General features: G+C 70.2%; 14 protein-coding genes and 2 riboswitches. Of the genes, 10 read left to right on the top strand and 4 right to left on the bottom strand.

The window, feature by feature from the left end; genetic code table 11:
- Positions 1–3 precede the first annotated feature (3 nt).
- Genes EV683_RS06725 through cheD form a run of 6 tightly spaced genes read left to right on the top strand, consistent with a single transcriptional unit; the run spans position 4 to position 7,601 of the window.
- The gene (locus EV683_RS06725; protein ID WP_243694734.1) at positions 4–2,163 is read left to right on the top strand and encodes a chemotaxis protein CheW; all 2,160 of its coding nucleotides are present in this window, start codon (positions 4–6) and stop codon (positions 2,161–2,163) included.
- 19 nt (positions 2,164–2,182) lie between these two features.
- The gene (locus tag EV683_RS06720; RefSeq protein WP_066611587.1) at positions 2,183–2,677 is read left to right on the top strand and encodes a chemotaxis protein CheW; all 495 of its coding nucleotides are present in this window, start codon (positions 2,183–2,185) and stop codon (positions 2,675–2,677) included.
- A gap of 30 nt (positions 2,678–2,707) precedes the next feature.
- The gene (locus EV683_RS14750) at positions 2,708–5,077 is read left to right on the top strand and encodes a methyl-accepting chemotaxis protein (protein ID WP_207910415.1); all 2,370 of its coding nucleotides are present in this window, start codon (positions 2,708–2,710) and stop codon (positions 5,075–5,077) included.
- 16 nt (positions 5,078–5,093) lie between these two features.
- Complete coding sequence (locus EV683_RS06710; protein WP_207910414.1) at positions 5,094–5,942, top strand: CheR family methyltransferase; 849 nt, start codon at positions 5,094–5,096, stop codon at positions 5,940–5,942.
- Between the two features lie 7 nt (positions 5,943–5,949).
- Positions 5,950–7,011 (top strand): protein-glutamate methylesterase/protein-glutamine glutaminase, encoded by a 1,062-nt coding sequence (locus tag EV683_RS06705; protein WP_131862269.1) that lies wholly within the window; start codon positions 5,950–5,952, stop codon positions 7,009–7,011.
- The gene (gene cheD / locus EV683_RS06700) at positions 7,011–7,601 is read left to right on the top strand and encodes a chemoreceptor glutamine deamidase CheD (protein WP_231879849.1); all 591 of its coding nucleotides are present in this window, start codon (positions 7,011–7,013) and stop codon (positions 7,599–7,601) included. Before EV683_RS06705 ends, cheD begins: the two co-directional genes overlap by 1 nt.
- 6 nt (positions 7,602–7,607) lie before the next feature.
- Here the strand turns inward: cheD and fdxA are convergent, their stop codons facing one another.
- On the bottom strand, positions 7,608–7,937 hold the full coding sequence (gene fdxA, locus EV683_RS06695; RefSeq protein ID WP_066611580.1) for a ferredoxin FdxA: 330 nt from the start codon (positions 7,935–7,937) through the stop codon (positions 7,608–7,610).
- 75 nt (positions 7,938–8,012) lie between these two features.
- On the opposite strand from fdxA, the gene gluQRS reads away from it, so the two are divergent.
- The 4 genes from gluQRS to gcvP all read left to right on the top strand — a co-directional run bounded on the left by gluQRS (position 8,013) and on the right by gcvP (position 13,735).
- Positions 8,013–8,930 carry a tRNA glutamyl-Q(34) synthetase GluQRS gene (gene gluQRS / locus EV683_RS06690; protein ID WP_131862268.1) on the top strand — a complete coding sequence of 306 codons (918 nt, stop codon included), beginning with the start codon at positions 8,013–8,015 and terminating at the stop codon, positions 8,928–8,930.
- An 80-nt stretch (positions 8,931–9,010) separates the two neighbouring features.
- Positions 9,011–9,113: riboswitch (glycine riboswitch) on the top strand.
- A 12-nt stretch (positions 9,114–9,125) separates the two neighbouring features.
- Positions 9,126–9,236: riboswitch (glycine riboswitch) on the top strand.
- A 32-nt stretch (positions 9,237–9,268) separates the two neighbouring features.
- Positions 9,269–10,360 carry a glycine cleavage system aminomethyltransferase GcvT gene (gcvT, locus tag EV683_RS06685; protein WP_131862267.1) on the top strand — a complete coding sequence of 364 codons (1,092 nt, stop codon included), beginning with the start codon at positions 9,269–9,271 and terminating at the stop codon, positions 10,358–10,360.
- A 69-nt stretch (positions 10,361–10,429) separates the two neighbouring features.
- Positions 10,430–10,816, top strand: a complete 387-nt coding sequence (gene gcvH, locus EV683_RS06680; protein ID WP_066611574.1) for a glycine cleavage system protein GcvH — start codon at positions 10,430–10,432, stop codon at positions 10,814–10,816.
- 63 nt (positions 10,817–10,879) lie between these two features.
- Entirely contained in the window at positions 10,880–13,735 is a 2,856-nt protein-coding gene (gene gcvP, locus EV683_RS06675) for an aminomethyl-transferring glycine dehydrogenase (protein WP_131862266.1), read from the top strand.
- 132 nt (positions 13,736–13,867) lie between these two features.
- Here gcvP and EV683_RS14700 read toward each other — a convergent pair whose 3' ends face one another.
- The 3 genes from EV683_RS14700 to EV683_RS06665 all read right to left on the bottom strand — a co-directional run bounded on the left by EV683_RS14700 (position 13,868) and on the right by EV683_RS06665 (position 17,530).
- Positions 13,868–13,990 (bottom strand): hypothetical protein, encoded by a 123-nt coding sequence (locus EV683_RS14700; RefSeq protein WP_279432276.1) that lies wholly within the window; start codon positions 13,988–13,990, stop codon positions 13,868–13,870.
- A 139-nt stretch (positions 13,991–14,129) separates the two neighbouring features.
- Complete coding sequence (gene kdpE, locus EV683_RS06670; protein WP_131862265.1) at positions 14,130–14,825, bottom strand: two-component system response regulator KdpE; 696 nt, start codon at positions 14,823–14,825, stop codon at positions 14,130–14,132.
- Entirely contained in the window at positions 14,822–17,530 is a 2,709-nt protein-coding gene (locus tag EV683_RS06665; RefSeq protein WP_131862264.1) for a sensor histidine kinase, read from the bottom strand. Before EV683_RS06665 ends, kdpE begins: the two co-directional genes overlap by 4 nt.
- Positions 17,531–17,535 lie beyond the last annotated feature (5 nt).

Here is a 17,535-nt window from a genome sequence, read left to right as displayed (position 1 = left end):
GACATGTCGCAGTTCCACCAGGTGTTCTTCGACGAGGCCGAAGAGCACCTGGCCGCGATGGAGTCCTTGCTGCTGGCGGTCGACCTGGCCGCTCCCGACGCCGAGGATCTGAACGCGATCTTTCGCGCCGCGCATTCGATCAAGGGCGGCGCGGCCACCTTCGGCTTTGCCGACCTGGCCGACTTTACCCATGTGATGGAGAACCTGCTCGACCGCGTCCGCCGTGGCGAACTGGCGCTGACCGCCGCGATGGTCGACGTCTGCCTCGAGAGCAAGGACGCGCTCAAGACGCTGCTGACGGCGCACCGCGGCGGCCCCGAGGCCGAAGCGGCCTGGGTCGCCGACCTGCGTTCGCGGCTGAGCGCGCTCAGCCGCGGCGACGCGGTGGCGCCGGCCGCCGTCGAGGCCGACCCTTTCGTCGCGCACACCGCGCGGCCGCCGTCTTGCGACGAGCCGGGCGTCCTCCACACCCTGTATGTCGAAATCGACGCGACAGCCGCCGTCGACATGCCGGCCCTGCTGGACAAGCTTGGCCGGCTGGGCACGGTGTCGCTGGCCCGGGAAGGTTCGGCGGATGCGCCGTGGCTGCTGGTGTTCACGTCGGAGTTGGCCGAGACCGAGCTCGCCGAGACCCTCGCGTTCGCGGTCGCACCCGGCCTCTACCGGGTCCTGGACGGTCGAGTCGAGGAGGACGACGGCTTCGGCCTGTTCCTGTCCGCGCCGGCGGGCGAGCCCGCCGCGACCGTCGCAAGCGAGGACGAGGGTTTCGGCCTGTTCGCGCCCTTGCCCGCCCCGACCGCGCCGCCGGCGTCCGCCGGGTACGAGGAGGACGGCTTTGGCCTGTTCGCGCCGTTGCCGGCCGAGAGCAGCCCGCCCGACGCGGCCGCCGTGCCGGGGCCCGCGCCGTCGGCGGCGCCCGCGTCCGTCTCGCCGGGCGGCCGCGAACGCGCCGCGCCGGCCGCCGCCGTCGAAAACTCGCTGCGGGTCAGCACCGAGAAGGTCGACACCCTGCTCAACCTGGTCGGCGAGCTGGTGATTACCCAGTCGATGCTGCAGCAGTACGGCAGCGAGCTCGACCCGGTGCTGCACGAGCGCCTGCTCAACGGCATCGCCCAGCTCGAGCGCAATTCGCGCGAGCTGCAGGAGGCGGTGATGTCGATCCGCATGACGCCGGTCGCTTCGGTCTTCAACCGTTTCCCGCGCGTGGTGCGCGACTTGGCCGCCAAGCTCGACAAGGAGGTCGAGCTGAAGATGGTCGGCGAGCACACCGAGCTCGACAAGGGCTTCGTCGAGAAGCTGTCCGACCCGCTGACCCATCTGGTGCGCAACAGTCTCGACCACGGCATCGAGCCGCCCGAGGTGCGGCGCGCCAAGGGCAAGGCGCCGGTCGGCCGCTTGACGCTCAGGGCCTTCCACCAGGGCGGCAGCATCGTCATCGAGGTCAACGACGACGGCGCCGGGCTCGACCGCGAGCGCATCCTCGCCAAGGCGCGCGAGCGCGGCATGACGGTCAGCGACAGCATGAGCGACGCCGAGGTGTGGAGCCTGATCTTCGAGGCCGGCTTCTCGACCGCCGCCGAGGTGACCGACGTATCCGGGCGCGGCGTCGGCATGGACGTGGTCAGGAAGAACATTCACGCGATGGGCGGGCGCATCGAGATCGATTCGCTGCCCGACTACGGCACGACGATGCGCATCCGGCTGCCCTTGACGCTGGCGATTCTCGACGGCATGTCGGTGCGCGTCGGCCGCGACACCTTTGTGCTGCCGCTGGGCTTCGTGCTCGAGTCGCTGCAGCCGGCCGCGGCCGACGTGCGCAGCGTCGCCGGCCGCGGCCGCGTGGTCAACATGCGCGGCGACTACGTGCCCATCGTCACGCTGTCGGGCTTCTTCGGCGATATCGACGGCGCGATGAGCGAGCCCTCGGAGGGCATCCTGATCATCGTCGAGAGCGAGGGCATCCGTGCCGCCGTGCTGGTCGACGAGTTGGTCGGCCAGCAGCAGTTCGTCGTGAAGAATCTGGAAACCAATTACCGCAAGGTGGGCGGGCTGTCCGGCGCGACCATTCTCGGCGATGGCCAGGTGGCGCTGATCCTCGACGTGGCGGCGATCGTGCGCAGCGGCCTGCGCGAGGGCGCGCAAGCCGCGTCGCTTACGGCCTGACAAGAACCAGGGAGAAAACATGGCACTGACCGATACCCAGCAGCCGTCCGGCGCCGACGGCACGCGCGAGCTTTTGGTGTTCGCGCTCGGGCAGGAGGAGTACGGCATCGACATCCTCAAGGTGCAGGAGATCCGCGGCTACGACGCGGTCACCCGCATCGCCGGCGCGCCGGACTTCATCAAGGGCGTGATCAACCTGCGCGGCCATATCGTGCCCATCGTCGATCTGCGGCTGAAGTTCAAGCTCGGCGACGTCGGCTACAGCCCGTTCACCGTGGTGATCATCCTCAACATCTTCGACCGCACCGTCGGCGTGGTGGTCGACGGCGTCTCGGACGTGGTGAGGCTGGGCGACGACGCGATCCGTCCGGCGCCCGACCTGGGCGCGGCGGTCGACACCACCTACATCCTCGGCCTGGGCACGCTGGCCGAGCGGATGGTGATCGTGATCGACATCGAAAAACTGATGCGCAGCGACGACATGGCGCTGATCGACGCCGGCGTCGCGGCGTAGCGCTTCTTTACAAGGGGGGAGGGCTCCAAGATGGCAAACATGAAGGTCAAGCACCGCCTGATACTCGGCTTCGGCCTGGTGGGTGCGCTGATGGTGGCGGCGGTCCTCATCGCCATTTTCCAGATCCGCACGCTGCAGGACGGGCTCGAGGAGGTCGCGCAGCAGCGCATTCCGCGCGCGTCGTCGGCCAACAAGGTGATCGACGGCATCAACGAGACCGCGCGCTCGGTGCGCACCGCGCTGTTGACCGACGATGCGACGGTCGTCGCCGGCCAGCTGCAGCAGATCGACGCCGCCGAGCGCGGCATCGACGCGGCGATGCTGGCGCTCGGCGGCATCGCCGCCGACGCCAAGGGCACGGCGCTGCAGAGCCAGGTCGCCGACATCGGCAAGGACTTCCGCCGGCAGGTCGCCCAGTTCCGCCAGTATCTGGCGGCGGGCCAGCGGGACGCCGCGCGCGCCTTCCTGTTCCAGACCTTGCGCACCGCGCAGTCGGCCTATATGGACGCGACCAACGCCCTGATCGCCCACGAGGAGGCGCTCGCCAGGAGCAAGGCCGCCGACGAGGTGGCGAACGCCGCCGCCGGCATCCGCTTGTTGATCGGCCTGTTGATCGGCGCGGTGCTGGTCGCCGGCGTCGCGGCCTGGCTGATCGCGCGCAGCCTGCTGCGCGAGCTGGGCGGCGAGCCTGCCGATGCGGCCCGCCTGATGCGCGAGCTGGCCGAGGGCGAAGTGTCGACCGAGCTGAAGGTCCGCGACGGCGACAGCACCAGCCTGTTCGCGCACATGAACCAGGCGGCGCAGCGCGCCGTCGAGAACATCCGCGTGCGCAACGCGCTCGATGCGTCGGGCACCAACGTGATGATCGCCGACGAGCACGCCAACATCGTCTACGCCAACCAGGCGGTGCTGGCGATGTTGGCCGAGGCCGAGTCGGACATCCGCAAGGACTTGCCGCAATTCTCGGCGCGCCAGGTGGTCGGCAACAGCATCGACGTTTTCCACAAGAACCCCGGCCACCAGCGCCGGCTGCTCGACGGTTTGCGCCAGTTGCACCGCGCGACGATCAAGATCGGCGGTCGCACCTTCATGCTGACGCTGGTGCCGGTGTTCGGCCGCAGCGGCAAGGTGCTCGGCACCGTCGTCGAGTGGCAGGACCGCACCGCCGAGCTGCGCGTCGAGCGCGAGGTCGCCGAGATCGTACGCGCCGCCGCCACCGGCGACTTCGCCAAGCGCCTGCCGGCCGACGAGATGGAGGGCTTCTTCAAGCAGCTCGGCCAGGGCATCAACCAGCTGCTGGACGTGACCAGCCGCGGCCTCGACGACGTCGCGCGCGTGCTCGGCTGCCTCGCGCAGGGCGATCTGACGCGCACCATCACCAACGACTACGAGGGCATGTTCGGCCAACTCAAGCAGGACACCAACGCCACCGTCGAGCGGCTGCGCGACATCGTCGGCCACATCAAAGAGTCGACCGACGCGATCAACACCGCCGCGCGCGAGATCGCCTCGGGCAACGCCAACCTGTCGAGCCGCACCGAGCAGCAGGCCGCCAGCCTCGAGGAAACCGCGTCGAGCATGGAGGAGATCACCGGTACGGTGAAGCAGAACGCCGAGAACGCGAAGAAGGCCAACCAGCTGGCGATCGGCGCGTCCGACATCGCCAGCCGCGGCGGCGAGGTGGTCGGCGAGGTGGTGTCGACCATGAACGAGATCAACGAGAGCGCGAAAAAGATCGTCGACATCATCAGCGTGATCGACGGCATCGCCTTCCAGACCAACATCCTCGCGCTGAACGCGGCGGTCGAGGCGGCGCGCGCCGGCGAGCAGGGCCGCGGTTTCGCGGTGGTCGCCAGCGAGGTGCGCAACCTCGCGCAGCGCTCGGCGGCGGCGGCCAAGGAGATCAAGTCGCTGATCGGCGACTCGGTCGAGAAGGTCGAGTCGGGCACCCGGCTGGTCGACGACGCCGGCCGCACGATGGCCGAGATCGTCGGCTCGATCCGCCGCGTCACCGACATCATGAGCGAGATCTCGGCCGCGTCGGTCGAGCAGAGCGCCGGCATCGAGCAGGTCAACCTGACCGTCAGCCAGATGGACGAGAACACGCAGAAGAACGCCGCGCTGGTCGAGCAGGCCGCCGCCGCCGCCGCGTCGCTCGAGGAGCAGGCGCGCAACCTCGTCAACGCGGTCGAGATCTTCCGGCTCGACGAGGGACGGCGCGCGTCGGCGAGCACGGTCGCGGTCCGGCGCGTCGCCGAAGCCAAGTCCGCTCCGGACAGGGGCGCGGTACGCGCCGGCGTGCTGGGGCAGGGGCCGGCACGGCCGCAGGCGCCCCTGCCCGCGGTGCTCGGCGGCCTGAATGGCCACGGCCAGGTCGAGGGCGAATGGGAGGAGTTCTGACCGGGGGCGCGGCGTGATGGCGGGCGACGCCGCCGCGCTCGGGCGCGACCTCCGCTTCACGCAAGCGGATTTCCGTCGCGTGCGCGAACTGGCCTACCAGCACGCGGGCATCGTCCTCACCGAAGCGAAGAACCACATGGTGTACGCGCGGTTGGCCAAGCGGCTGCGTGCGCTGGCGCTGACGCGCTTCGACGACTACCTCGACCGCCTTGTCGCCGCGCCGCAGAGTCCGGAGTGGCAGTGCTTCGTCAACGCGCTGACCACCAACCTGACCGCCTTTTTCCGCGAGCCGCATCACTTCGAGATGTTGGCCGAGCATGCGCGCCGTGGCGCGCATGCCGACGCGTCCTACCGGGTATGGAGCGCGGCGACCTCGAGCGGCGAGGAGGCCTATTCGGCGGCGATGGTGCTGGCCGAGCTCGACCCGGCGGTGCGCGCCGAGGTCTGGGCGTCCGACATCGACACCCAGATGCTCGAGACGGCGGCGCGCGGCGTCTACCCGCTAGAACGCATCGACGCCCTGCCGCCCGCCAGGCGCCAGCGCTTTTTTCTCAAGGGCGTCGGCCGCCAGCAGGGGCTGGTCCGCGTCAAGCCCGAACTGGCGGCGCGGGTGCATTGCTTCCCGATCAATCTGGTGGCGGCCGACTGGCCGGCGCTCGGCCGCTTCGACGCGATCTTCTGCCGCAACGTGATGATCTACTTCGACAAGCCGACGCAGGCCGCCATCCTCGCGCGCCTGGCGGCGCATCTGGCGCCGGACGGCCTGCTGTTTCTCGGCCATTCGGAAAACATCCAGCATCTGACGCAGGCCTTCGTGCCGGTGGGGCGCACGACCTACCGCCTGGCCGCGCGGTCCGGAAATTGAGGGAGCCATGGTCCAATTGATTCGTGTCGTGGTGGTCGACGATTCGGCGCTGATCCGCAGCCTGCTGACCGCGATCATCGACGCGGCGCCCGACATGAAGGTCGTCGCGACCGCCGCCGACCCGCTGATCGCGCGCGAGCGTATCCGCGAGACCAACCCCGACGTGGTGACGCTCGACGTCGAGATGCCGCGCATGGACGGGCTCGAATTCCTGCGCCGGCTGATGCGGCTCAAACCGACGCCGGTGCTGATGATCTCGTCGCTGACGCAGAAGGGCTCGGACACCACCTTCCAGGCGCTCGAGCTGGGCGCGGTCGACTTCCTCGCCAAGCCGACGGTCGACATCGCGAACGCGATGCAGGCCTACGCCGACGAGATCCGCGACAAGATCCGCGCGGTGGCGGCCGCGAGGTTGGCCGAGCCACGCCGCTTCGCGCCACCGCGTCCGGCCGCGCCGACGGCGCAGCCCGGGGCGATCCGCCAGGACCGTCTGGTCTGCATCGGCGCGTCGACCGGCGGCACCGAGGCGCTCCGGGAGCTGCTCTGCGCGCTGCCGGCCGCGATGCCGCCCATCCTCGTCGTCCAGCACATGCCCGAGGGTTTCACCCACAGCTTCGCGCAGCGCCTCGACGGCGTCTGCGCGCTGTCGGTCAAGGAAGCCGAGGACGGCGAGCCCTTGCGGCCCGGTACGGTCTATATCGCGCCGGGCCATTCCCACCTGCGGGTACGGCGGCTGCCGTCCGGGCTGGCGGCGGCGCTCGACAAGGGCGAACCGGTCAACCGGCATCGCCCGTCGGTCGACGTGCTGTTCCGCTCCGCGTCCGAACTGCCGGCGGGCAGGGTGCTCGGCGTGATCCTGACCGGCATGGGGCGCGACGGCGCAGAAGGCATGCGCTGCCTGAAGGAGGCCGGCGCCTACAACATCGCGCAGGACGAGGCGACGTGCGTCGTCTACGGCATGCCGAAGGAGGCGGTGGCCGCCGGCGGCGTCGACGAGGTGCTGCCCTTGGCCTGGATCGCGCCGCGGCTGCTCGAGCGCCTGCGCGGCCCGTGCCGCGGGGAGGGATGATGGCGGGCGGTCACCACTACTACGAGCGCCACTTCCGGCGCCAGGCGATCAAGCTGCTGCCGGGCGAGTACCTCGCCGTGCGGCCGGGGGCGCTGCTGGTCACGGTGCTCGGCTCCTGCGTCGCGGTCTGCCTGCGCGACCCGGCTGCCGGCGTGTCGGGCATGAACCATTTCATGCTGCCGCGACGCCGGGAGACGGGCGCGGACGATGGGGTTTCGGCGCGTTTCGGCGTGCACGCGATGGAGCTCTTGATCAACGACATGCTGAAGCTGGGGGCGGAACGGTCGCGGCTGGAGGCCAAGGTGTTCGGCGCTGGGGCGGTGCTGGCCGGGATGGAGCGGCTGGCGGTGGGCGAGATGAACGCGCGTTTCGTGCGCGATTATCTCGCTTGCGAAGGCATCGCGCTCGCCGCCGAGGACCTGCTGGGCGACACGGCGCGCAAGGTGTATTTCTTCACCAGCAACGGCAAGGTGATGGTCAAGCGGCTCTTGCCCGAGCGGCTGTCGACCGTCTTTTCCGAGGAGGAGCGCTACCGGAACGCGCTCGACCAGGCCGGCGACGGCGGCGCGGTCGAGCTCTTCGTCGACTGAGCGGACTCAGCCGTTCTTGTCGAGGTACTGCAGCTTGTCCTTCACCTTCAGCCAGTCCTCGTGGTCGGGCAGCGGGTCCTTGCGGTGGACGATGACCGGCCAGGCGCGGGCGAGCTCGGCGTTCAGCGCGATGAAGGCCTGCTGCGCGTCGGGCACGTCCTCCTCGGCGAAGATCGCTTCGGCCGGGCATTCGGCGACGCACAGCGTGCAGTCGATGCACTCATCCGGGTCGATCACCAGGAAGTTCGGCCCCTCGTGGAAGCAGTCCACCGGGCAGACCTCGACGCAGTCGGTGTATTTGCACTTGATGCACGCTTCGGTTACAACGTAGGCCATCGTACTCGTTCCCCGTCGTGTGATTCGGAATCGTCGCCGCGCCAGCGTCCGGCGTTTCCGTCCGATCGCTTCCGCATGATCTTCAGTCTAGACAAGCTGCCTGCCGCCGCCCACGGCTACCGCGGCCGCTTCGCGCCCAGCCCGACCGGGCTCTTGCACGCCGGTTCGCTGACCACCGCGGTCGGCAGCTATCTCGAGGCACGCCGCCACGGCGGCGAATGGCGGCTGCGCATCGAGGACCTCGACCCGCCGCGCGAGATGGCCGGCGCCGCCGACGCCATCCTCGCGACGCTCGACGCCTTCGGCTTCGAGTGGGACGGCGAGGTCGAATACCAGAGCCGCCGCCACCATCACTATCGCGCCGCGCTCGACGCGCTGGTCGCCTCGGGCGACGCCTATCCGTGCGCGTGCACGCGCAAGCAGTTGGCCGAGCATGCGCGGCGCGGCGTCGACGGCTACGTCTATCCCGGCAGCTGCCGCCACGGCCTGCCCGTGGGCGCCGCCGCGCGCGCCTGGCGGCTGGCGGTGCCCGACGGCGAGGTCGTCTTCGCCGATGCCTTGCAGGGCGAGGTGAGGCAGGACGTCGCGCGCGAGGTCGGCGACTTCGTGCTCTTGCGCGCCGACGGCTTCTGGGCCTACCAGCTGGCCGTCGTCGTCGACGACGCCTTGCAGGGCATCACCCACGTGGTGCGCGGCGCCGACCTGCTGGTGTCGACGCCGCGCCAGATCGCGCTGCAGCGCGCGCTGTCCGTGCCGACGCCGGCCTACTGCCACCTGCCGCTCATGGTCAACGCCGCCGGCGAGAAGTTGTCGAAGCAGACGCTGGCGCCGGCGATCGATCCGGCCGCCGCGGCGGCCGAGCTACGGCTGGCGTTGTCGCGCCTCAATCATGCGCCACCCGCCGGGTGCGAAACGTTGGCCGAGCTGTGGACCTGGGCGCGCGCGCACTGGGATCTGGCGCGCGTCGGCGCCGGCCCGGTGAGCGTCGCCTGAACGCGCTAGGATTTACCCTCGAAAGCCGGGCTTGCGGGCTTTTCTGCCTTGCCAAGCCGCGCGGCGGCCGCCGATAATCGCGGCATCATGCAGGAGAGAGCAGCGGTCTTCCCCAGACTCCCGCTGCCGCCGAAGGCGCAAGCGCACCCGCAATCGCTCAGGCAAAAGGACTGCATGAGCGGGCCGGCACAACGGTCCGCCAACTCTGGAGAGCGGCGCTTCGAGCGCCCACCGAAGGGGCTAACGGACGACGCTCGCTCGAGCGGCGCGCCGGAAAATCTCAGGTGACGGGACAGAGGGGTGTGTTTTTCAGGTTTGGAACACCTCGAGGACACCCGATGACCGTCGCCATCCAAACGACTCCCCTCAACGCCACCCACCGCGAATTCTCCGCCAAGATGGTCGATTTCGCCGGCTGGGACATGCCCATCCACTACGGCTCGCAGCTCAAGGAGCACGAAGCGGTACGCACTGACGCCGGGATGTTCGACGTCTCGCACATGGTCGTGCTCGACATCGAAGGCGCCGACGCCGAATCGTGGCTGCGCCATCTGCTCGCCAACGACGTCGCCAAGCTGAAGGAGCCGAACAAGGCGCTCTATTCGGCCATGCTCAACGAGCAAGGCGGCGTCATCGACGACCTGATCACCTACCGCACCGCCTGGGGCTTCCGCATGGTGGTCAACGCCGCCACGCGCGACAAGGACCTCGCGTGGATGCAGCAACAGTCCGAAGGCCGCGACGTGCGGCTTACCGTGCGCGACGAGCTGGCGATGATCGCGGTGCAGGGCCCGAACGCGATCGCCAAGGCGCTCACCGTGCTGCCGGCCGACTGGGCCGACGGCGTCCGCTCGCTCAAGCCGTTTTCGGCGCTGCCGTTCGGCGACTGGTTCGTCGCGCGCACCGGCTACACTGGCGAAGACGGCCTCGAAATCATGCTGCCGGCCGAACAAGCGCCGGCATTCTGGAAAAGCCTGGCCGGGGCGGGCGTCGCGCCGTGCGGTCTGGGCGCGCGCGACACGTTGCGCCTCGAGGCCGGCATGAACCTGTACGGCCACGACATGGACGAGACCGTGTCGCCGCTCGTCGCCGGCATGGGCTGGACCGTCGCCTGGGCGCCCGAGGAGCGCGACTTTATCGGCCGCAAGGCGTTGGAAGCCGAGAAAGCCGCCGGCGTCGCGATGAAGCAGGTCGGCCTGGTGCTGGAAGGGCGCGGCGTGCTGCGCGAAGGCATGACGGTCGTGACCGAGGCGGGCGACGGCGTGACCACCAGCGGCACCTTCTCGCCGACGCTGAAATGCTCGATCGCGATCGCGCGCGTGCCGGCCACCACCGGCGACAGCGCCCGAGTCGACATCCGCGGCCAGCTCGTCGACGTGCGCGTGGTCAAACTGCCCTTCGTGCGCAACGGCAAACGCGTATTCGAATAAACTACCCCACGCTGGGCGACGACCGCACCCGCGTGGGACACCGACATTGAATCGACAGGAGAACAACTCATGAGCCAAATCCCGGCCGAACTCAAATACGTAGCCAGCCACGAATGGCTGCGCCTGGAAGCCGACGGCACCGTGACCGTGGGCATCACCGACCACGCCCAGGAACTGCTGGGCGACATCGTGTTCGTCGAGCTGCCGCAGGTCGGCAAGACCTACGCCGAAGGCGAGCAGGCCGGCGTCGTCGAGTCGGTCAAGGCCGCCTCCGACGTGTACGCACCGATCGCCGGCGAAGTGGTCGAGGTGAACGCCGCGCTCGAGGCGAGCCCGGAGCTGGCCAACAGCGACCCGTACGGCGAGGCCTGGTTCTTCAAGGTCAAGCCGGCCAACGCCGCCGAACTCGAAGGCCTGCTGTCCGCCGACGCCTACGCCCAGGAAATCGGCGCCTGATCCAGCCGTACCAGCCCTGCCTTGCGCAGGGCTTTTTGTCCCCGCAAGAAACGGTACAGAATCATGTCGCTCTCCGAACTGTATAACCGCAACGAATTCGTCGCCCGCCACATCGGCATCGACGAAGCCGATACCCGCGCGATGTTGGCCGAGCTCGGCGTCGCCTCGCTGGCCGACCTGGTCGAGCAGACCGTCCCGGCCGACATCCGCTTCGGCAAGAAGCTCGCGCTGCCGGACGCCGTGCCGGAAGCCGAGGCGCTGGCCGCGCTGAAGGCCGTCGCCAACAAGAACGTCGTCAACAAGTCCTTCATCGGCCTCGGCTACTACCCGACGCTGACCCCGGCCGTCATCCTGCGCAACGTGCTCGAGAACCCGGGCTGGTACACCGCCTACACGCCGTACCAGGCCGAGATCGCCCAGGGCCGTCTCGAGGCGCTGCTCAACTACCAGCAGATGGTGATCGACTTCACCGGCCTGGAGCTGGCGAACGCGTCGCTGCTCGACGAGGCGACCGCCGCCGCCGAGGGTATGGCGCTGGCGCGCCGCGCCTCGAAGGTGAAGGGCGACCGCTTCTTCGTCGACGCGCGCGTGCTGCCGCAGACGCTCGACGTGCTGAAAACCCGTGCCGAATACTTCGGCTTCGAGCTGGTGCTGGGCCACCCGGAAGAAGCCGGCAACGGCGACTACTTCGGCGCGCTGTTCCAGTACCCGGGCGAGAACGGCGAGGTGATCGACCTGACCCCGCACATCGCCGCCGTCAAGGCCAAGGGCGGCATCGCCGTCGTCGCCGCCGACCTGATGGCGCTGGCGCTGCTGAAGTCGCCGGGCGAGATGGGCGCCGACGTCGCGCTCGGCAACACGCAGCGCTTCGGCGTGCCGATGGGCTTTGGCGGCCCGCACGCCGCCTACTTCGCCTTCCGCGACGACATGAAGCGCGCCGCGCCGGGCCGCATCATCGGCGTGTCGGTCGACGCGAAAGGCAAGCCGGCGCTGCGCATGGCGCTGCAGACCCGCGAGCAGCACATCCGCCGCGAAAAGGCCAACTCGAACATCTGCACCTCGCAGGTGCTGCTGGCCAACATCGCCGGCTTCTACGCCGTCTACCACGGCCAGGCAGGCGTCAAGCGCATCGCCACCCGCATCCACCGCCTCGCCGCCGTGTTCGCGCACGCGGTGAAGGCCGCCGGCTTCAAGCTGGTGGCGGGCCGCTTCTTCGACACCGTGCAGGTCGAGCTGGGCGCCAAGGCCGACAAGGTCTACGCCGACGCGCTCGCCGCCGGTTACAACCTGCGTCGCGTCGACGGCAGCATCCTCGGCGTCGCCTTCCACGAGGCGGCGAGCCTCGATGACCTGTCGCGCCTGATCGAGCTGTTCACCGGCCGCGCCGTCGACGTCGCCGCGCTCGACGCCGAGACGCCCGACGCGATCCCCGACTCGCTGCGTCGCCAGACCGCCTATCTGACGCACCCGGTGTTCAACACGCACCACAGCGAGCACGAGATGCTGCGCTACCTGAAGAAGCTCGAGAACAAGGACCTCGCGCTCAACCACTCGATGATCTCGCTCGGCTCCTGCACGATGAAGCTGAACGCGACCGCCGAGATGATCCCGATCACCTGGCCGGAATTCGCCGAGATCCACCCGTTCGCGCCGCGCGACCAGGTGGCCGGCTATCTGGAAATGATCGACGGCCTGGCCGAGCAGCTGAAGGCGATCACCGGCTTCGACGCGATCTCGATGCAGCCGAACTCGGGCGCGCAGGGCGAGTACGCCGGTCTGTTGGCGATCCGCCGCTACCACGCCGCGCGCGGCGAAGGTCGCCGCGACGTGTGCCTGATCCCGCAATCGGCGCACGGTACCAACCCGGCCACCGCGCAGATGATGGGCATGAAGGTCGTGGTGGTGAAATGCGACGCCAGCGGCAACATCGACGTCGAGGACCTCAAGGCCAAGACCGAGGAGCACGCCGACGACCTGGCCGCGCTGATGCTGACCTACCCGTCGACGCACGGCGTGTTCGAGGAAGCGGTGCGCGAGATCTGCGAACTGGTGCACAGCCACGGCGGCCAGGTCTACATGGACGGCGCCAACCTGAACGCGCAGGTCGGCCTGACCCGTCCGGCCGACATCGGCGCCGACGTGTCGCACATGAACCTGCACAAGACCTTCTGCATCCCGCACGGCGGCGGCGGTCCGGGCATGGGCCCGATCGGCCTGAAGGCCCACCTGGCGCCGTTCATGGCCAACCACGTGGTGGCCGAGGTGCCGGGGGCGCAAGCCGGCCAGAGCGCGGTGTCGGCCGCGCCGTTCGGTTCGGCGTCGATCCTGCCGATCTCGTATATGTACATCGCGATGATGGGCGCCGACGGCATGCGCGAGGCGACCGAAGCCGCGCTCCTGAACGCCAACTACGTCGCCAAGAAGCTCGGCGAGCACTACCCGGTACTCTACACCGGCAAGAACGGTCGCGTCGCGCACGAGTGCATCATCGACCTGCGCCCCTTGAAGGCCGAGTCGGGCATCACCGAGGTCGACATCGCCAAGCGCCTGATGGACTACGGCTTCCACGCGCCGACGATGTCCTTCCCGGTCGCCGGCACGCTGATGATCGAGCCGACCGAGTCCGAATCGAAGGCCGAGCTCGACCGCTTCATCGCCGCGATGATCGCGATTCGCGAAGAAGTGAAGAAGGTGCAGGACGGCGTGTGGCCGGCGGACAACAACCCGCTGAAGAACGCGCCGCACAGCAAGGCCGACATCGGCGGCGAGTGGGACCGTCCGTACAGCCGCGACGAGGCCTTCTTCCCGCTCTCCTACGTGCTGGAGAACAAGTTCTGGCCGAGCGTGAACCGCATCGACGATGTGTACGGCGACCGCAACCTGGTCTGCAGCTGCCCGGGCATGGACGAGTACGTGTAAGCCTCGGCCAACCCCGGCAACACGACGGCGCCCTGCGGGGCGCCGTTTTCTTTGTCGCGGCGGCGCGCGGCGTGCGCGCGAAAAAACGGCCGGCGCCCGGTGTCGGGCGGCCGGCCCTGGCGATGATCGGCTTCAGGCGGGGCGGGCGCTCTTGGCCGCGCTGAGAGGCGTGTCGCCGCCGGGCGTGGCCGGGGCGGCGACGCCGTAGGTCGCGTAGGCGGCGAGGAGGGCGAGTAGCAGGGTACGCATCGGCATCGGGCACTCCTTCCTGAAGGGGCGGCGCGCGGCCGGTTGGAAAGCGCTAACGATTTTTTTATGCGTAAAGGTTAAGACAAAGTCAAACCGTCGCGTCACAGGCCTCAGGCCTCAGGCGTCAGGCCTCAGGCCTCAGGCCTCAGGCGTCGGCGGCGAAGCGGTAGCCGACGCCGGTCTCGGTCAGCAGGTGGCGCGGCTTGGCGGGATCGGCCTCGAGCTTGTGGCGCAGTTGCGCCATATAGATGCGCAGGTAGTGGTTCTGTTCGACGGCGCTCGGTCCCCACACTTCCTTCAAGAGGTGGCGGTGTGTCAGCACCTTGCCGGCGTGGCGGGCGAGCTCGGCCAACAGCCTGAATTCGAGCGGTGTCAGGTGCACCGCTTCGCCGGCGCGCGCGACGGTGTGCGCGGCCAGGTCTATCGTCAGCTCGCCGACCGCGATCACCGGGCTGGACGGCTGCGCGCTCGACAGCCGGTGGCGCAGCGCGACGCGGATGCGCGCCAACAGCTCGGCCACGCCGAAGGGCTTGGTCAGGTAGTCGTCGGCGCCGGCGTCGAGCGCGGCGACCTTGTCGGCCTCCTGGCTGCGCGCCGACAGCACGATCACCGGCACCGCGCTCCATTCGCGCAGGGCGCGGATCACCGTTTCGCCGTCGGCGTCGGGCAGGCCGAGGTCGAGCAGCACCAGTTGCGGCAGGTGGCGCGCCGCCTCGGCGAGGCCCTCGCGCGCGCTGCCCGCCTCGCGTACCGCGAAACCCTCGGCGGTCAGGCTGGCGCGCAGGAAGCGGCGGATTTGCGGTTCGTCCTCGACGACGAGGATGGGCGCGGCGGCGCTCATGGCTTGGCTTCTCCTTCTACGGTGGGCGGCGCGCCGGGGCTGGGCAGGAAGACGGCGAAGCGCGCGCCGCCCTCGGCGCGGCGGCTGGCCCTGATCGTACCGCCGTGCGCCTCGACGATCGCGCGGCAGATCGCCAGCCCGAGGCCGACGCCGCCGGCGTTGTCCTCGGGGCGGGCGCGCGCGAACTTTTCGAACAGACTGTCCGGGTCGGGCACGGCCAGGCCCGGGCCGCTGTCGTCGACGAACAGCGTCGCGCCGGCGGCGTCGACCTCGGCCGACAGCGTCAGCGCGCTGCCGGGCGGCGTGTATTTGACCGCGTTTTCCAGCAGGTTGACCAGCACCCGTTCGAGCAGCCGGCTGTCGGCGTACACCAGCGGCAGGCCGTCGGGTAGCCGGATCGCGAGCGGATGCCGGGCCAACCTCGGCCCCAGCGCGTGGACCGCCGCGCCGAACGCCTCCTCGATCGGCAGCCATTCGGGCGCCAGCGGCATCGCGCCGGCCTCGAGCCTGGCCATGTCGAGCACGCTGCCCACCAGCCGCGTCATGCGCAGCGCCTCGGCTTCGATGCCCTCGGCCAACTGGCGGCGCTGGTCCGCCGGCAACTCGCGCTCGGCCAGCGTCGAGGCGGCGCCGACGATGCCGGCCAGCGGGCTGCGCAGATCGTGTGAGATCGACGTCAGCAGCGAGTTGCGCAGCTTCTCGCCGTGCGCGGCGACGCGCACCGTCTCGTTGTCGCGCGCGAGCCGGACGCGCTCGAGCGCCAGCGCCAGCTGCGCGGCGAAGGCGTCGAGCAGGCGGCGCTCCTCGGGCAGCGTCAGGCTGTCCCCGCCCTTGGGGCGTACCGCGAGCACGCCGAGTGTGGCCTCGGCGCCCGACAGCGGCAGGTACAACGCGTCGGCGCCCGGCAGCGTCGCGGTGCCGAGGCCGGCGGCTTCGCCGCGTTCGAACACCCACTGCGCGACGCCGAGGTCGGCGCCGTGCAGCGAGCCGGCGACGCCGTCGCCGCCGGGGTGGGCGAGGCGGCCGTCACCGTCGGGCAGCAGCACCACCGCCTGCGCCTGCTGGTGTTCGTTGAGGCGGCGCACCGCGGCGCGGATCACGCCGTCCTCGTCGTCCTCGGCCAGCAGCGCGCGTACCAGCTCGTACATCAGCGCGGTGCGCCGCTCGCGGAAACCGGCCAGCCGCGCCTGGCGGCGCACGTCTGCGGTCAGCCGGCTGATCGTCAGCGCGACGCCGAGCATCACCGCGAAGGTGAACAGGTACTGGGTGTCGGATACCGCGAAGGTCAGGTGCGGCGGCACGAAGAAGAAGTCGAAGGCGGCGACGCTGGCCAGCGAGGCCAGCAGCGCCGCGCCGTGGCCGTAGCGGTAGGCGGCGATCACGACGACCAGCAGGTAGACCATGATCAGGTTGATCGGCTCGGTCAGCCCGCGCAGCGGCCACGCCAGCGCGGTCACCGCCACCGGCAGGCCAAGGCCCCAGGCGAGCGTGCCGCGCCGGCGCCGCCGCGTCGCGTCGCGGTGTTCGAGGCCAAGGTAGTCGCGGCTGGCGGCCAGCAGCGCCGACAGCGCGGCGTTCTCGCGCGCTGTCTTGGCGATCAGCGTCAGGTCGACGTCGTCGGCCAGCTGCGCGATGCGCTCGGCCAGCGGCGCGCGCCGCCACGGCCGGCGCCGCGCGCGCGCCTGGCCGAGCACCAGCCGCGCCGCGTTGCGGCTGCGCGCGAAGTTGACCAGCTCGGCGGCGACGTCCTGTCCGGCCAGCGTCGCCACCTGCGCGCCGAGGCTCTCGGCGAGCTTCATCGCGGCGCCGACGCCGGCGGCGTCGGCGCGGCCGCGCGGCGTCTCGACGTGTACCGCCCACCACTGGGCGCGCAGCGCCTCGGCCAACCTTTTGCCGGCGCGCACCAGCCGTTCGCCGTCGGCGTCGCCGACCGCCACCACCAGCCGCTCGGTTACCTGCCAGACGTCGCCGATCGCCGCGCGGCGCCGGTAGTCGTGCATCTCCTCGTCGACGCGCGCGGCGGTGCGCCGCAGCGCCAGTTCCCGCAGCGCGATCAGGTTGCCCTTGCGGAAGAAGTGGCTGGCGGCGCGCTCGGCCTGCTCGGCCAGGTAGACCTTGCCCTCGGCCAACCTCGTCAGCAATTCGTCGACCGGCAGGTCGATCAGCTCGACCTCGTCGGCCTCGGCGAACACCCAGTCGGGCAGCGTCTCCGACACGCGCACGCCGGTGATGCGGCCGACCACGTCGTTGAGGCTCTCGAGGTGCTGCACGTTCAGCGTGGTGTAGACGTCGATGCCGGCGTCCAGCAGTTCGTCGACGTCCTGCCAGCGCTTGAGGTGGCGGCTGCCCGGCGCGTTCGAGTGCGCCAGCTCGTCGACGAGGATCAGCTGCGGCTTGCGGGCCAGCGCCGCGTCGAGGTCGAACTCCTTCAGTTCGGTGCCGCGGTAGGGCACGCGCCGCACCGGCAGGCGCGGCAGCTGCGACGCCAGCCGCGCGGTCTCGCTCCTGCCGTGCGTCTCGACCAGGCCGACCAGCACGTCGACGCCGGCGTCGCGCTGCGCGCGGCCGGCCTCGAGCATCGCGCAGGTCTTGCCGACGCCGGCGGCAGCGCCGAAAAACACCTTCAGCCGGCCGCGGTGCGCGCGCGCGGCCTCCTGCTGGACCTGGGCCAGCAGCGCGTCGGGGTCGGGGCGGTCGGGCGTCATCGTGC

This window comes from Crenobacter luteus (genome assembly GCF_004345725.1).
GTDB classification, from domain to species: domain Bacteria; phylum Pseudomonadota; class Gammaproteobacteria; order Burkholderiales; family Chromobacteriaceae; genus Crenobacter; species Crenobacter luteus.
This window is presented reverse-complemented; position numbering and strand designations above follow the sequence as displayed.

What these genes read in the sequence shown, in the direction of transcription:
- EV683_RS06725 (WP_243694734.1), top strand. Translation starts at nt 4, where the DNA reads ATGTCGCAGTTCCACCAGGTGTTCTTCGACGAGGCCGAAGAGCACCTG.
- EV683_RS06720 (WP_066611587.1), top strand. Translation starts at nt 2,183, where the DNA reads ATGGCACTGACCGATACCCAGCAGCCGTCCGGCGCCGACGGCACGCGC.
- EV683_RS14750 (WP_207910415.1), top strand. Translation starts at nt 2,708, where the DNA reads ATGGCAAACATGAAGGTCAAGCACCGCCTGATACTCGGCTTCGGCCTG.
- EV683_RS06710 (WP_207910414.1), top strand. Translation starts at nt 5,094, where the DNA reads ATGGCGGGCGACGCCGCCGCGCTCGGGCGCGACCTCCGCTTCACGCAA.
- EV683_RS06705 (WP_131862269.1), top strand. Translation starts at nt 5,950, where the DNA reads ATGGTCCAATTGATTCGTGTCGTGGTGGTCGACGATTCGGCGCTGATC.
- cheD (WP_231879849.1), top strand. Translation starts at nt 7,011, where the DNA reads ATGGCGGGCGGTCACCACTACTACGAGCGCCACTTCCGGCGCCAGGCG.
- fdxA (WP_066611580.1), bottom strand. Translation starts at nt 7,937, where the DNA reads ATGGCCTACGTTGTAACCGAAGCGTGCATCAAGTGCAAATACACCGAC.
- gluQRS (WP_131862268.1), top strand. Translation starts at nt 8,013, where the DNA reads ATGATCTTCAGTCTAGACAAGCTGCCTGCCGCCGCCCACGGCTACCGC.
- gcvT (WP_131862267.1), top strand. Translation starts at nt 9,269, where the DNA reads ATGACCGTCGCCATCCAAACGACTCCCCTCAACGCCACCCACCGCGAA.
- gcvH (WP_066611574.1), top strand. Translation starts at nt 10,430, where the DNA reads ATGAGCCAAATCCCGGCCGAACTCAAATACGTAGCCAGCCACGAATGG.
- gcvP (WP_131862266.1), top strand. Translation starts at nt 10,880, where the DNA reads ATGTCGCTCTCCGAACTGTATAACCGCAACGAATTCGTCGCCCGCCAC.
- EV683_RS14700 (WP_279432276.1), bottom strand. Translation starts at nt 13,990, where the DNA reads ATGCCGATGCGTACCCTGCTACTCGCCCTCCTCGCCGCCTACGCGACC.
- kdpE (WP_131862265.1), bottom strand. Translation starts at nt 14,825, where the DNA reads ATGAGCGCCGCCGCGCCCATCCTCGTCGTCGAGGACGAACCGCAAATC.
- EV683_RS06665 (WP_131862264.1), bottom strand. Translation starts at nt 17,530, where the DNA reads ATGACGCCCGACCGCCCCGACCCCGACGCGCTGCTGGCCCAGGTCCAG.